This is a genomic window from Collinsella aerofaciens, from assembly GCF_015554145.1.
In the GTDB taxonomy this organism is placed as follows: Bacteria; Actinomycetota; Coriobacteriia; order Coriobacteriales; family Coriobacteriaceae; genus Collinsella; species Collinsella aerofaciens_AA.
Genome location: NZ_JADNHZ010000019.1, coordinates 41,640 through 56,776, shown reverse-complemented (window position 1 = coordinate 56,776; position 15,137 = coordinate 41,640). Strand labels below are relative to the sequence as shown.

Below are 15,137 nucleotides of genomic sequence, written 5' to 3'. Positions count from 1 at the left end.
GGGGCTATTTCCGCGTTGCGCTAGCTGCGGAAACGCGGGGTCCGTTCAGGCTGTTGCGCTGAGATTGAAAATCAACCGGTCCCTCCGGGAGGGTCTCCGGGGCTGAGGGCGGGGGTTAAGTTTGCTGCTCTACAGTCCTGCGCAAGACGGAAAGCACATTAAGTGCTTTCCTTTGCGTGCGGAACTCGCGACAAACTTAACCCCCGCCCTCAGCCCCGGAGACCCTCCCTGCCGTCACATTATTCAACCAGTTTTGCGGGCGTGCGCCGCTGCGCGGCTAGCCCGCGTGCTCCTCGGCGGGGTTGGTCTGATGGATCTTGTTGAACTTTGACCTTTGGCTCATAAAAAACGGGAGATGCGATCTGCATCCCCCGTTTTTGTTGCGGTTACTCTAGGTCAATAAACTTGGTACTTATGATTTGGCCGTCGTTGACGAGCATTCTGGCCATAGTGGGACCTCGGGTACCTCTGGGGTAGCTGGCGCTGCCCGGGTTGAGGACCAAGCAACGGCCCACTTGGGCTTCTTTGGTTACGTGGGTGTGACCGTTGATGGCTACGTCTACGGATCCCACCGGAAGGTCTTCGCGGTAGTGGGCTACGGCGAATTTGAGGCCTTCGTAGGTAAAGAGCGCAAGACGGTCTACATCGGGGCCGTAGTCGCGGTAGTAATCGTTGTTGCCCAATACGGCCCGCACGGGGGCGATGGTGCATAGGTGCTCGTAGTCCATCTCTGACGTAAGGTCGCCGGCGTGGATGATCAGGTCTGCGCCCTCAAGCTCATCCAAGAGCGCAGGCGATAAATAGCCGTGGGTGTCCGAGATGATGTCGATGCGCTTGGCGCTTGCGCTGTTCATGGGATCCCTTCCGCAAAAAACGATTCGGCAGATACATACAAAAAAGGCCCCACGGCCCCGCAGACGATGGGTCTACAGGGCTGCGGGGCCAGTGTGCTAGAGACTCAGAGCCTTCTTGAGCGGCACGACGCGGCGGCGAGAAACCGGCACGCGTTCGTCGACGCCCGTAATGCCCAGCTGGATGGCGCCCGAGGGCACCGTCTCAACGTCCGTGACGCACGCTAGGTTGACGATATAGCGGCGGTGAACACGGAAGAAGCCAAAGTCGCAGAGCTTGGCCTCAAACTGCGCCAGCGAGGTCGTCGACAAAAAGCGATCATCGACGGTATAGATGCAGGAGTAATCGTCCTTTGCCATGATAAAGCGGATGTCATCCACGGGAATGAGCACCTTGCGGCCGCCCTTTTCCACCGGAATGCGCTCGATGGTGGCCTTGCTGTCCGTGACGGGCTTGGCGCGCTGCATGACCTTCTCGATCGCGCGATCCAGGCGTGCCTCCTCAACCGGCTTCATTAGGTAATCGACAGCATCTACGTCGAACGCCTCGACGGCATGATCGCTATACGCGGTCACAAACACAATCGCCGGCGGATTCTTAAGCTTATGCAGTGCCTCGGCAAGCTGCAGACCAGAAGCGCCGGGCATCGAGATATCGAGAAATACGACATCGACGCGGCTTTCCATCAACATCTCAATGGCGGAGCGGACGCTCGACGCCTCAGTGATCTTGCCGATCTTGCCCGTTTGCTCGAGCAGGAAGCGAAGCTCCGAGCGAGCCGGCGCCTCATCATCCACAATCATCGCACGCAGCATAGGGATAAAACCTTTCGTCAACTAACTACGCCGGGCATCCGTCGCATGACGTTGAGCCCATAGCCTTTTATTTTACTCTTGAATGTCAAAGATGCTCTCTGACAAATCAAGGTGCAGGAGCACTTTGGTGCCCTTGCCCGGCGCCGATTCGACGCGCGTATAGGAGTGCGGTCCATAAAAGCGATGGATGCGCTCAGAAATATTGTGCATGGCCACACCGGCGCCGCCGCCTTGCGGGGAACTGGCATCGGGGCGGGCGGAGCGCTCATCAAACAGCCTGGCGGCGGTGCCCTCGTCCATGCCCACACCGTTGTCGGCTACGGCAATCAGGATTGCGTCGTCGCCGTCTTGATGGACGGTCACATCGATCCGCAGGGCACCGTCATCGCCCATGCCATGCCGCACGGCGTTCTCGACGATGGGCTGTATTACAAAGGCCGGGACCAACGTGTCCTCGACATCCTCGGAGACATCGAAGGTCGCCAGTACGCGGTCCTCGCCAAAGCGCGCCTTCTCAAACGTCAGGTAGCGCTTGGTCTGGGCAACCTCGCGCGAGACCGGGATAAGCGACCCCGAGTTGTCGAGCGTGGCGCGATAGAACGACGAGAACTCGCGCAGCAGCTCGCGGGCGCGCAGCGGATCGGTGCGCGTAAACGACGCGATAGTGTTGAGCGTGTTGAACAGAAAGTGCGGATTGATCTGCGCTTGTAGGGCACGAACCTCGGCACGGGCCGTGAGCTCCTTTTGCACCTCGAGCTCGTGGATGGCGAGCTGCGTGGACAGGATCTCGGCAAAACCCGAGGCGAGCGCATACTGGGTACGGTCGACGGCACGCGGAGTCTTGTAGTAGAACTTGAGCGTGCCGACGGTACGATCGCCCACCTTGATGGGGGCGATAATGCCGGCGGGGACTTGGTTGTGCGAGCCGTCCGAGCCCACGACATCCACCATACGGTTGAACGATTGCACGATGCCATGTTCGATAACGTAGCGTGTGGCAAGCGTGTGGATGGGAGAATCTGGCAGTAGTTTTTCCTCAAACTCGCCCGCGCAGGCAAGCACGTTGTCCTCGTCGGTGATGGCCACCGTCATGGCGCGCGTCTCGGGCAAAATGCGTTGGCACACCAAACGCGCCGACTCCTGCGTCAGACCGCCCTTAATGTCCTCGAGCATGGCCGAGGCCACCGAGAGCGTCTCCTCGGTGTACTGGGAGCGCACCGAATCGGGATTGAGCGTCAAAAAGATAAAGATGCACAGAAAGATGCACAGCAGCGCGCAGGCAATCACCGTGGCGATCGGCTCGATACCGGTCACCAGGGCAAAAATAAAGTACACCAGCACGCAAATGGCGCAGGCAACGGCAATGATGCGAAAGATTGATAATGAACTATCGCGCTGGGCGCGGCGGTCGATCATTCGGCCCCCTCCAGGATACTGATCAGTTGTGCGTCACGCCAAAGCCCGTCCATGATCTTGGGCCAAAAGCTCTGGAAACGCAGGTAGCTTGCAGCGTTTTGGCGTGCATAGGCCTTTGCCTCGTCGATACCATGGCGCCAGATGCGCAGGTAGCCCTCATGCTCGCGAGTAAACACGCTGCGGATCATAGCGGTCTTGCGCACGCGGTCGTCGAGCTCGCGCGAAATCCACGGGCCCGGGTAGGGCATGAGCGATGCCGCCGTAACGGAAATGAGCTCCTTTTGATGCGCGGCGAATGTCAACTTGGCCCGTTCGTAGTACCAACGGTATACATCCTGCATAAAGCGCGGTGAGCGCTTTTCGGACTCCGGAGGCAGATGGCGCACGGTCCACTCGTTATCGAACCACACGTCGTAGCCAAACATGCGCATGTTAAAGAGGTAATCCAAGTCCTCGCCGCGGGTGATAAACGGGTCAAAGGCCACACGCGTAAAGGCGCGGGCGTGCAGGGCCATCAGGCCGCCGCACACGTAGTTGGAGCGCGAGATGCGGGTGCCCGAGAGCGCCTTTTTCATCCAACGGTTGAACTCGATGCGCTTGGTCCACCAACGATGGCAGATGCCCGCCTTGTCCGTGGGAGCCAACGGCGAGCCGTCGCGATCGTAGAAATAGCCGCTCTTGACCAAGATCGGCAGGCCCTGACGCGTCTGCTGACCCAGCGCGTAGGTCGCGCGCTTCATAAAATCGGCGTCGATGACAGTCTCATCGTCATCCAAAAAGATAACCGCGTCATGCCCCAGCACAGCGGCACAGGCCAGCCCCATGTTGCGGATGGCACCGTAACCTCGCAGGCTCACGCACTCGCCCGAACCCTTGGGCGCGATCTGAGCAACCCGATCTGCGATGCGCGAGGCCTGGGTATTGGTGACAACGGTGACCTTGAGCGTGGGATGCGCGTCGACAATCTCGCGCACGCGCAGCGACACATCGGCTGTGGCAGAAACGGGACAGACCACCAAAAGGATGATGCGCGGGATGTCACGTACCTGCTCAAGCGAGGCCAGACAGCGGTCGAGTTCGGGATTGTCGGCGTTGAGTCGCGTCGAGTGGTCATAGGTGCCAGGGGCGTTTGCGCAAGCGTCATCGCCCGCCCAATACGTTGGAATCACGACCGTAGCGTTCATGCCTTACCCTCCCTGCAACACAAAAACGGGACGCCGCCAAACACAGGCGACGCCCCGCGACCTAGCTGATTCCATCATACCCACTTGGGCAAATCATTGCTCGCAAGTCGCAATGTTTATTGCGGATAACCCCAAAAGAGTACCGTGGACAGGCACAATAGCCGCTCGCTCCTATGCGGCATGCTCTGCCGCCCGAGTCATGCGGGACAGGCGGACCAGCAGCATAAAGCCAACAATCAGCAGCACGCCAATGGAAAGGACGCCCAGCGACGGGTTGCCGGTCAGCGAGGTGACGACCGACACCAGGAAGGTGCCCATAACGCTTGCATAACGACCAAAGATGTCAAAGAAGCCGTAGTACTCGTTGGACTTTTCCTTGGGGATAATGCGTCCAAAGTAGCTACGGCTGAGCGCCTGCACGCCACCCTGGAACAGGCCGACCATAATGGCAAGCACCCAGAATTCAAAGGCGGTCTTTAGGAAGAACGCGGCGAACAGCACAATGCCCATGTAGGCGGCGACCGCCACCAAGATCATGTTGAGCGTGCCCACGCGTCCGGCGAGCTTGCCGTAGATGATGGCGGATGGAAAGGCCACGAACTGCGTAACGAGCAGCGCAAGCACCAGCTGCGTCGAATCGATGCCCAAGGCCGATCCGTAGCTGGTTGCCATGGAAATAACCGTGTGCACACCGTCGATGTAGAAGAAGAACGCGATCATGTAGACCAGTACGGTCTTGTTGTGGGCAATCTCGCGCATGGTGTGTCCGACCTCGGAGAACACACCGCCCACGATGTGGCCGATGGTGTCCTCGGGACCACGCTCGCGACCGTACTTTTGCTTATAGGTGCGAATGAGCGGCAGGGTAAAGATGAGCCACCAGGCACCAGTGATGATAAACGACAGACGCGTTGCCAGCATGGTGGGGACGCCAAGAGCGGGGCCACCCATGATAAGCGCCAAGCAGATGATGAACGGCACGGTGGAACCGATGTAGCCCCAGGCATAACCCGAGCTGGACACGGCGTCCATGCGCTCGTCGGTGGTAATGTCGGGCAGCATAGCGTCGTAGAACGTCATAGAAGAGTTAAGGCCGATGGTGCACAGCACGTACACGGTCAAAAATGCCATGGCGGACATTGGGATAGCCTGCGCCAGGCAAAGGACCAGGCCCGTGAGGAAGAAGCCCAAGAAGAACTTGATCTTGTTGCCGGCGTAATCGGCAAGCGCGCCCAGAATGGGCATGAGCATGGCAATGACTAGCGAGGCAATCGTCTGAGCGTTGCCCCAAGCGACCACCAGGTCTGCCGAGGAAGCACCGGTATTGATGGCGTTAAAGTAGATGGGCACCACCGAGGTATTGAGCAGCACGAGGGCCGAGTTGCCCACATCGTACATAACCCAGTTACGCTCGAGCTTGGTGTATTTCATGGACAGGGCCCCTTCGTATTCGCCCGATATGCAGTTAGTTCATCGTACCCCAATTGTCCAGAGGCGCCGGTAAGGATTCGGCAAAGGGGCACGCACGAGCCCTACTCTTCGCGGTCGAACTCTTCGTCGACGTCGAGCACGCGACCGCTGTAATTGACATGGTTGGTCACGGCTTCCATATCGCCGGTCTCGATAAAGCGGGCGACCGTGCACTCGTAATCGACCAGCGCGCGGTCAAAGACCTCGGGGAAACTCTCGTTCGAGACCTCGTCGGTAAAGGGGTTCTTCCATGCCAAGTGGCCCAGGTTGCCGGTACGCTCGGGCAGCTCGGTCGTCACACGGTGCGCAAGGCCGTCGAGCAGCGAATAATCGTGCACCAAGCCCTCAACCAACGAGATCGCGCGCGTCTTTACGGAGCCGGCCGGCTCAATCGCGCGGTAAAGTCGCTGCATATTGGCAACGGCGGCACCGTACTCCCCCGCCGGAATGTCAATGCCGTACACGCGTCCGGCAACATAGCTCATCAGCACGCCGGCAACGCGATTGATACGGTCGGTGGTAACGATCTCGCCCGCCGGCGAGTAATCGTCGACCGTAGCGCCATCGCGTTTAAGCTGCAGCATCAGTACATCCAGGTCGCTCTCGATCACGGCATGGACCTGACTGCTCGAATCCTCAAGCTCTGAATCGGACTCCACGATGCCAAACTGTTGCTCATAGACAAAGGGGTGGGCGTTGCGGTCGAGCACGTAATGAGACAGCAGGCCCAACGCAAAGGCACGGCCCAAGTTGGCGTCGCGCGGCAGCAGATGCGACACGCCGTCGCGCAGGCACGCGAACTGGCGAGACATGCGCGAGCGATGCATGACCTGCGCCAGCAGCGTGCAGTCGGAAACGCGCGGCGTCAGAATGTGAAAGAAAAACGGGTCGGGGCCTTGGTTGCCCAAGATAAAGGCAATGCGCTCTTCATCGGACGCGATGACGCCCTGCGGAAGACGGTCGATGCTTTCCTCGCCAAACAGATGATGGGTGATAAGCGCGGGCATAATGATCCTTTCGATTTCATTCGATGCCACCCATTATGCCCACCGCGTGCCCATACCAAACCTGTAATGATAAACGATATGCTGAACGATGCGCGCCGCAGCCAGTCTTTTCCGCTGCTCACGCCTTCTCCACTGCGGCCCCGGCATGGAAACAGGGGGTTATCGTTTAATATCAACATATGCACCCCGCACCCAATTCTTGTCATACCATTATATGGACAGGCAGCGCTTGCCTCGCATCCATCAAACAGCCTCGCGTCGCACGGAGACACTCATGATTACAGTCGCCGATATTTTGGCCCTACCGGCATTTGAGCAAATCGACCTAGTCGCTCCTATCAAAGACGCCGGGGAGCACCGCGTCTACAACGTTGGCATCCTAGACTGCCCTCCCTCAATCAACGACTACAGCGCATACATGCCCGGTGAATTCATTCTCACCAATCTTGGTTTTTGCTACGAAGATCCCGACCTCTCCGACACGTCGCTTATTGCCATGATTGAACGACGTGTCGCAGCCATTGCCGTGAAACGTGTGTACTCGCCTTGCTTCACCGATGCAGTCGCCCAAGCAAGCGTGCGTATGGGCGTCCCGGTGTATCTCTATTCCGGTGCCTACCATGAACGCGTCGCTTTCGAATCGCTTAATCTTCTTCAACGCGATCTTGACGCATCCGACAAAAGCGATGCCGTTGATCAGTTCTTGGTGGGAAGATCGAAGTCTCAAGTACGACAAGAAATCAACAAACTGGCAGGTCTCACCGGCTCGACGATGCGTTGCATCGCCATCTCGGCTGAAAAGGATGACCGATGCTCACTGTACGCAATTCAAGATACACTCAACGATTATCTGGACTCGTTTCGCCAGCGACACGAGGATGTCCAAAATGCCTGTGCGTTTCGCTATCACGATGCATTGCTCGTTTTTGTCTCGTATGCCACCGATGAACAGCACGAGGGCGTCTTCTGCGACCTAGAGAATGCCATTCGAGGCGTTGGCGTAAATTACTGCGGCGTAGGCGACCTGGTACCCCTCGGCGAGGCAGATATCTCCATTCGCCAGGCAACGATTCTTCTCAATGAATCCCATCTGAGCGGAGCGCGCAGGCTTGAGTGGTCGGATCTGTCCATGGACGCTTTCTCGTATGCAGCGCAGACCAACCCAATGTTCGAGCGCACCGCGCAAGGTTTCCGCCGCCGTATCGAAAACTACGACGCACACAACTCTACCGAACTGGTCCAAACGGCACGCGCCTTTGTGCGCTGCAGCGGCGACATCGTCGACACCGCCGAACACCTACACCAACACCCCAACACCGTCCGATATCGGTTGCGGCGCATTCGAGCGCTCCTTGACATGGATGACTCACACGACCGTGAGCTACTCGTATTCCTTTCGCTCGCCTTCCTTAGCAGATAGCGCGAGCTAACCAGAATCGTCATTTTTCACAAAACAGCCCCAACTACGCTCGGATGATTGGGCTTACAGGCCGCCAATCGTTCATGAATGTCCATACATTTGTAAAAAATAACAAATAGACCCCTAGAAGGCTTTGAGTTGGCACCAAATACACGGCATCTGGGTGCTTCTAGACTTTGAGTCATGGTTTCGGCGTGCCGCTGCACCGGCACCCGACAACAGGTATCGATGCCCCAAATGGGGCGAACGAAACACCTAACCTGTCTGGAGGGGCCCGCACGGGCGTCCGTCGGGGATAGGACAAAACCCGACGAAAGGGGACAAACTATGACTGATTCGGTTTTCCAGGGTCGCCACCTGCTCTCCACGAGGGACTACACCAAGGACGAGCTGATGTGGCTCATCGGCTTCGCCGAGCACCTCAAGGACCTCAAGAGGCGCAACGTCCCGCACCGCTACCTCGAGGGCAAGAACGTCGCACTCCTCTTCGAGAAGACCTCCACCCGCACCCGCGCCGCCTTCACCACCGCCTGCATCGACCTAGGCGCCCATCCCGAGTACCTGGGCAAGGGCGACATCCAGCTGGGCAAGAAGGAGACGGTCCTCGACACCGCCAAGGTGCTCGGCTCCATGTTCGACGCCATCGAGTTCCGCGGCTTCAAGCAAGACCACGTCGAGCAGCTCGCCGAGTATTCCGGCGTCCCCGTGTGGAACGGCCTCACCGACCGCGAGCACCCCACCCAGATGCTGGCGGACTTCATGACCATCAAGGAGCACTTCGGCAAGCTCGAGGGCCTCACGCTCGCCTACTGCGGCCAGGGTCGCAACAACGTCCAGAACTCCCTCATGATCACCTCCGCTATCCTGGGCGTGAACTACGTCAACGCCACGCCCAAGGAGCTCGAGCCCGACCCCGAGATCGTCGCCCTCGCGCAGAAGTTCGCCGCCGAGTCCGGCGCCACCATCCGCGTCACCAACGACCCCGTGGACGCCGTCCGCGGCGCCGACGCCGTCTACACCAACGTCTGGGCGGCCATGGGCGAGGAGTCCCAGTTCGCCGAGCGCGTCCGCCTGATGACCCCGTTCCAGGTCAACGCCGAGCTCGTCTCCCACATCGAGAACCCCGACTGGATCTTCCTGCACTGCCTCCCGGCCTTCCACAACGCCGAGACCGAGTATGCCGCCAAGATCAAGGAGGAGCACGGCATCGAGGCGATGGAGTGCACCGACGACGTAATCTACAGCGAGCACTCCCGCTGCTTCGAGGAGGCCGAGAACCGCATGCACACCATCAAGGCCATCATGGCCGCGACCCTCGGCAACCTCTACATCCCGCGCGTCTAGCACGGAGCACCGATTTTCCACGCGCCGCACGGTACCCCCCCCCTCCGCGCGGCGCCCCTCCATCCGCCTCAAGAGAGGAAGCCCCATGGCTGAAGAAATTAAGGAAAAGCCGGCGAAGAAGAAATTCCAGATGCCGAACACGTACGTGATCCTGTTCGCCGTCATCGCCTTCATCGCCCTCCTGACCTGGTTCGTTCCCGGCGGAGCCTACGAGCTCTCCGAGGGCGGCGACGCCATCGCCGGCACCTACCACGTGGTCGAGAGCAACCCCCAGGGCCTCTGGGACATCTTCATGGCCCCCATCACCGGCATGCTCGGTGGTGGCACGGTCTCCGGCGCCATTTCCATCTCCCTCACCATCATGCTGTTCGGCAGCTTGCTCGAGATGATGGATCGCACCTGCGCGCTCAAGACGGCCATCAAGCGCATCACGATCGCCAACCAGAACAACATGCACGCGCTTATCGCCATCCTCGTTATCCTGATGGCATTCTTTGGCACACTCGAAGGCGCTTACGAGGAAGGCATCGTCTACTTCCTGATGTTCGTACCCGTCATCCTGGCCCTCGGCCTCGATACGGTCACCGCGATCATGATCGTCGTCCTCGGCACCCAGATCGGCTGCCTCTCCTCGATCATTAACCCGTTCTCCACGGGCATCGCATCAGGCATCGCCGGCATCTCCCCCGGCGAGGGCATGATCCCCCGCATCGCGATGTTCGTCATCTTCACCGGCCTTGTCATCCTTCTCATCTGCCGCTATGCAGACAAGATCAAGGCGCATCCCGAGAAGTCCGTCCAGTTCTTCCGCCGCGAGCAGGATCTCAAGGAGTTCCCCGCCGCCGACGACGAGGACCTCACCCTCACCGGCCGCCAGAAGGGCGCGCTCGTACTGTTCATGCTTACCTTCGCCTTTATGATCGTCGGCCTGACTCCCTGGACCTCCCTCAACCCCGAGTGGACGTTCTTCGAGGACTTCACCGCCTGGGTCGCCGCGACTCCGGTCCTGCGCAACATCCTGGGCACCGACATCACCGCCTTCGGAAACTGGTATTTCCCCGAGCTCTCGATGATCACGCTAATCATGGTCATCCTCATCGGCCTAGTTATGCACTATGACGCCGACACCATCATCGACACGATTCTAAAGGGCGCCTCCGGCCTGGTCTCCACCGCCTTCGTCGTGCCGCTGGCCCGCGGCATCCAGGTCGTCATGGACAACGGCCAGATCACCCCATCCATCCTCAACATGTGCGAGAACGCGCTTGCCTCCCTGCCGCCCTTCGCCTTCGTCGTCGTCGCCCTGGTCTGCTACTTCCTCATTGCCTGCCTGATCCCCAGCTCCACCGGCCTGGCCGCCGCCACCATGGGCATCATGGGCACGCTGTCCACCTTCGCCGGCGTCGACGTCTACATCATGGTCATCATCTACCTCATGGCGCTCGGCCTGGCCAAGATGATCACCCCGTGCTCCATCGTCGTCATGACGTGCACGGCCGCGGCGCACATGAGCTACGGCGACTGGGTCAAGAAGATCGCCCCCATCGTCGCCATCCTGTTCGCCGCCTGCTGCGCCTTCCTCTGCGTCCTCGTGATGCTCTAGGCGCCCCCCCGTGGGGATTCTCGCGCGGCGGGCAAGCCCCTCCGTTTTTCCCGCCGCGCGCTTTCCATCTAAGGTATGTAGGTCTTAAAGAAAGGAACCTGCCATGTCTGAAGAGAAAATCTACGTCTCCAACGCCACCAATCCGCTTAAAAAAGTCATGATGTGCTCGCCGAAGTACTACACCTTCAACGGCATCAATGTCATCACTTCCGAGTGGATGAAGAAGGGCGATACCGAACAGAACGACATCATGGTCAAGGAATGGCAGATGCTCGTTGACGCCTACAAGGATAACGGCATCGAGGTCGTCGAGGTCGAAGCCAACCCCAAGTATGAGGTCATGACCTTTGCCCGCGACTACGGCTGCATGATCAAGGAAGGCGCCGTCATGGGTCACTTCCGTCATCCGGTCCGCCAGATCGAGGCCCAATCCTATGAGGCAAAGCTTAAGGAGATGGGTGTTCCCATTGTCGCCCGCGTTAACGCGGGCTGCATGGAGGGTGGCGACTTCTGGATGATCGATGAGCATACGCTCGCCTGGGGCATGGTCGATCGTACCGATGAACAGGGAGTCGCCAGCCTCCGCCATCAGCTCGAGAAGTTTGGCTATACCGTCGTCGGCGTTCCCTGCCCGCCCGACAACCTGCACCTCGACATGATCTTTAACATCGTCGCTCCCCAGGTTGCCCTCGCCTGTATCGATCAGCTGCCCTACAACTTCCTGCAAATGCTCAAGCGCCGCGGCTTTGAACTCATCCCCGTCGCCAGCGAGGATATGTACAAGCACGGCTGCAACGTCCAGTGCATCGGCAACAACAAGGTCGTTGCCATCGAGAAGAACAAGCACATCAATGACAAGATGCGCGCTCTGGGCATCGAAGTCATCGACGTGCCGCTCGACCAGATTCTGCACGCCGGTGGCGGCCCGCACTGCCTGACCCAGCCAATCGAGCGTCCGTAGTCCGAACGTTTCGCCTGGACAGTATTGTCCGAGCCTCTCATGGGGCGCCGCTCTGCTGGATTCCGGCGCAGCGGCGCCCCTTTACATGCCAACCCCGTAACGGGAAAAGGAAGCCACCTATGAAGATCCTGATCAGTGATTATGCCGAGAGCATGATGCCCCAGCACGACCTTGAGACCGAAACCCTCAAGTCCCATCTTGGCGACGACATCGAGGTTGACGTCTACGCGTACACCGATGAGGCACGCGAGGAGTTCTACGAACATCTCGCCGATGCCGACGCCCTGCTCACTGCCTTCATCAAGGTGGACAAGGAAGCCTTTGAGCACGCCCCCAACCTCAAGGTTATCGCCATCAACGCCACCGGCTATGACAACGTGGACATGGACGAAGCAACCGCGCGCGGCGTCGGAATCTGCCCCGTCGGCGAGTATTGCACCTGGGATGTTTCCGAAAGTGCCATCGCCTACATGTATGCCCTCAACAAGAACTTTAAGTTTTACATCGGACAGATCGAGCAAGAGCACCGCTGGGACTACGCGGCGGCGCCCGAAGTCCCTCGCCTAGAAGACCAAACGCTCGGCATCTTTGGCTTTGGAAAAATCGGTAAGTGCACCGCTCGCAAAGCCAAGGGTCTCGTCAAGCGCATTGTATCCAATGATCCGTTTATCGATCAGGATCTCTTTGAGCAAAACGGTGTTGAACAGGCAGAAATCGATGAGGTATTGGCCGAGGCCGACATCATCATCAATCATATGAACCTCAACGAGACGAACTACCATTATTTCGATGCCGAGAAGTTCTCCAAGATGAAGAAAAAGCCGATCGTGATCAATCTGGGTCGTGGCCTCTGCATGGACGAGCCCGCTCTTATCGAGGCGCTCGACTCGGGCCAGATTCGCGCATTTGGCGCCGACGTTTTGTATGACGAGACGCCCGACTTGGCAAACCACCCGCTCGTCGGCCGTGACAACGTCATCATCACGCCGCACTCCGCATTCTATTCGTCTTCATCGTTGCGCGACCTCATGATCTTCCCGTGCAACAACATCGGACACTTCCTCAAGGGCGAAAAGGACCAGCTCTTTAAGCTAGTTAACGACGTTCCCGTCGAGAACGTGCTGTAGGAGCCTAAACGGCTTCCAAAACATGTGGCCCAACGGGATGAAGGCCTGTTCTTCATCCCGTTTTATTGCTCCCCCTCTCGCTAGAGCAACATGCAGTCACCACAAACCGAAACAGCAGGGGCCACAAGACCAACAGCAAAGAATTCTCTAGGGGATAGTTCTTTAAAATACCAGCATATATACAATAACGTATATCACATTGTACGTTCACCGATAGGTCGGCTCGTTTGCGGAATACATGCCGCCAAAGACGTTCTCACATACTACCCGAGTGATAATATCGATATGTGATGCACGTATTATTAAACGCATCGCTTCCCTGACATGAAGGGTGCAGCCTTCAAGTCGGCAACAGAGTCAAGACCTCACCACTTAATTTAGAGGCGCATCCCCCTCGCTGGGATGTGTTTCGTCGTGAAGGAGCTCGGTATGTTCGATAAGGCTGCCGGCTCTGGCGAGAAGCGCAAGCCACGCCAGATGCCATCATCTTTTACCATCCTCTTTGGCTGCCTGCTGCTCGTGGCCATCGTCTCGTGGGTCGTTTCGTCATTTAGCCCCGATGTGCAGGCCGCAACGCTTGGCAACTTTATGGCCTCCCCCTTCTTGGGCTTCGAGAGCGCCATGCAAGTCTGCGTGTTCATTCTTGTGCTTGGCGGTTTTTTGGGCGTTGTCCAAAAAACGGGCGCACTCGACACCGGTATCGCCGTGCTCGTCCGCAAACTGGGCGGCAATGACCTACTGCTCGTCCCCGTCCTCATGCTCGCTTTTGGCATCTGCGGATCCACGTACGGCATGCTCGAGGAATCTGTCCCCTTCTACCTGCTGCTGGCATCGGTCACGTTTGCCATGGGCTGGGATCCGCTCGTAGGATGCATGGTCGTCCTGATGGGCTGCGGCCTTGGCGTTTTGGGATCGACGGTCAACCCGTTTTCAACCGGACTCGCACTCGATGCCCTCAAGGCAGCCGGCATCCCCTATGACCAGGGGCTCATGATCGGCATCGGCCTGGCAATGTTCACCATCGCCGAGATTTCGGGCATCATTTTTGTCATGCGGTACGCCAAGCGCGTTCGCACTGACCGCACTTCCTCATCGCTTACCCCCGAGGAATGGAAGACCGCCGAGCGCCTCTACGGCGACAAGGATGGCGATTCCGCTGAAGACGCACACATCGAGCTATCCAAGATTCAAAAGCGCGTCCTTGTTCTCTTCGCCCTCACGTTTGTCGTCATGATTATCGGCTTTATTCCGTGGCAGACATTCGGAGTTGGCTTATTTGATATCGGAGCCACGGGCGATGACCTCAGCACCGCATGGAGCGCGCTTTTGACCGGCTTGCCGCTTGGCCAGTGGTACTTTACCGAATGCGGCATCTGGTTCTTCACGATGACGATTATCATCGGCAAGGTTGCCGGCATGCAGGAGAAAGAACTCGTCGATACCATCCTGCATGGATGCGCCGACCTGGTTTCCGTCGCGCTCGTCGTCGCCGTCGCCCGCGGCGTCTCCGTACTCATGTCCATCACCGGACTCGACGTGTGGATCCTCACCAACGCCGCCAACGCGCTCGCCGGCGTATCCGCCGCAGTGTTCGCGCCACTCTCGTACGCCCTGTACTTTGCGCTATCCTTCTTGATCCCCTCGAGCACCGGCATGGCAACCGTCTCCATGCCCATCATGGGACCGTTGGCAGCATCGTTGGGCTTTGCCCCCGAAGCCATGGTCGCAATCTACCTCGCCACACATGGCGTTGTAGCCATGATCACCCCCACATGCGGTTCCATCATGGCCGGTCTCGAACTTGCCCAGGTAAGCTACGCGACCTACATCAAGACGGCCGCCAAATATATGGCCTTGCTTACCGTGATCACTGTTTCATTTGTCACCGTGCTGATGCTCATTTTGTAATCGGCAGGCACATCGCGAATCGTATCTTTA

At 58.5% G+C, this 15,137-nt stretch carries 12 protein-coding genes; 6 read left to right on the top strand and 6 right to left on the bottom strand.

Annotation, left to right across the window (positions count from 1 at the left end):
• Positions 1-386: 386 nt before the first annotated feature.
• The 6 genes from I2E13_RS08230 to I2E13_RS08205 form a co-directional block, all read right to left on the bottom strand.
• The gene (locus tag I2E13_RS08230) at positions 387-854 is read right to left on the bottom strand and encodes a YfcE family phosphodiesterase (protein ID WP_195404784.1); all 468 of its coding nucleotides are present in this window, start codon (positions 852-854) and stop codon (positions 387-389) included.
• Between the two features lie 96 nt (positions 855-950).
• Positions 951-1,667 (bottom strand): LytR/AlgR family response regulator transcription factor, encoded by a 717-nt coding sequence (locus I2E13_RS08225; protein WP_195404783.1) that lies wholly within the window; start codon positions 1,665-1,667, stop codon positions 951-953.
• Between the two features lie 72 nt (positions 1,668-1,739).
• Complete coding sequence (locus I2E13_RS08220; RefSeq protein ID WP_195404782.1) at positions 1,740-3,083, bottom strand: histidine kinase; 1,344 nt, start codon at positions 3,081-3,083, stop codon at positions 1,740-1,742.
• Positions 3,080-4,267 (bottom strand): glycosyltransferase, encoded by a 1,188-nt coding sequence (locus tag I2E13_RS08215; RefSeq protein ID WP_195404781.1) that lies wholly within the window; start codon positions 4,265-4,267, stop codon positions 3,080-3,082. The genes I2E13_RS08220 and I2E13_RS08215 overlap by 4 nt, the downstream gene beginning before the upstream one ends.
• 171 nt (positions 4,268-4,438) lie before the next feature.
• Positions 4,439-5,698 (bottom strand): MFS transporter, encoded by a 1,260-nt coding sequence (locus tag I2E13_RS08210; RefSeq protein WP_055310082.1) that lies wholly within the window; start codon positions 5,696-5,698, stop codon positions 4,439-4,441.
• Positions 5,699-5,799: 101 nt separating this feature from the next.
• A complete protein-coding gene (locus I2E13_RS08205; RefSeq protein ID WP_195404780.1) occupies positions 5,800-6,744 on the bottom strand; it encodes a zinc dependent phospholipase C family protein in 945 nt (314 codons plus the stop codon).
• 274 nt (positions 6,745-7,018) lie between these two features.
• Here I2E13_RS08205 and I2E13_RS08200 point away from each other — a divergent pair, with 274 nt between their 5' ends.
• The 6 genes from I2E13_RS08200 (at position 7,019) to I2E13_RS08175 (ending at position 15,107) form a co-directional block, all read left to right on the top strand.
• On the top strand, positions 7,019-8,164 hold the full coding sequence (locus tag I2E13_RS08200; protein WP_158567301.1) for a helix-turn-helix domain-containing protein: 1,146 nt from the start codon (positions 7,019-7,021) through the stop codon (positions 8,162-8,164).
• A 327-nt stretch (positions 8,165-8,491) separates the two neighbouring features.
• Positions 8,492-9,508, top strand: coding sequence for an ornithine carbamoyltransferase (gene argF / locus I2E13_RS08195; protein WP_118098106.1), 1,017 nt, complete (start codon positions 8,492-8,494; stop codon positions 9,506-9,508).
• A gap of 85 nt (positions 9,509-9,593) precedes the next feature.
• Positions 9,594-11,111, top strand: coding sequence for a YfcC family protein (locus I2E13_RS08190; RefSeq protein WP_118098108.1), 1,518 nt, complete (start codon positions 9,594-9,596; stop codon positions 11,109-11,111).
• Positions 11,112-11,214: 103 nt separating this feature from the next.
• Positions 11,215-12,072: a dimethylarginine dimethylaminohydrolase family protein gene (locus I2E13_RS08185; RefSeq protein WP_118098110.1), complete on the top strand. Its 858-nt coding sequence runs from the start codon at positions 11,215-11,217 to the stop codon at positions 12,070-12,072.
• Between the two features lie 119 nt (positions 12,073-12,191).
• Positions 12,192-13,199 carry an NAD(P)-dependent oxidoreductase gene (locus tag I2E13_RS08180; RefSeq protein ID WP_195404779.1) on the top strand — a complete coding sequence of 336 codons (1,008 nt, stop codon included), beginning with the start codon at positions 12,192-12,194 and terminating at the stop codon, positions 13,197-13,199.
• A 429-nt stretch (positions 13,200-13,628) separates the two neighbouring features.
• Positions 13,629-15,107 carry a YfcC family protein gene (locus I2E13_RS08175; protein WP_195404778.1) on the top strand — a complete coding sequence of 493 codons (1,479 nt, stop codon included), beginning with the start codon at positions 13,629-13,631 and terminating at the stop codon, positions 15,105-15,107.
• Positions 15,108-15,137: the final 30 nt, after the last annotated feature.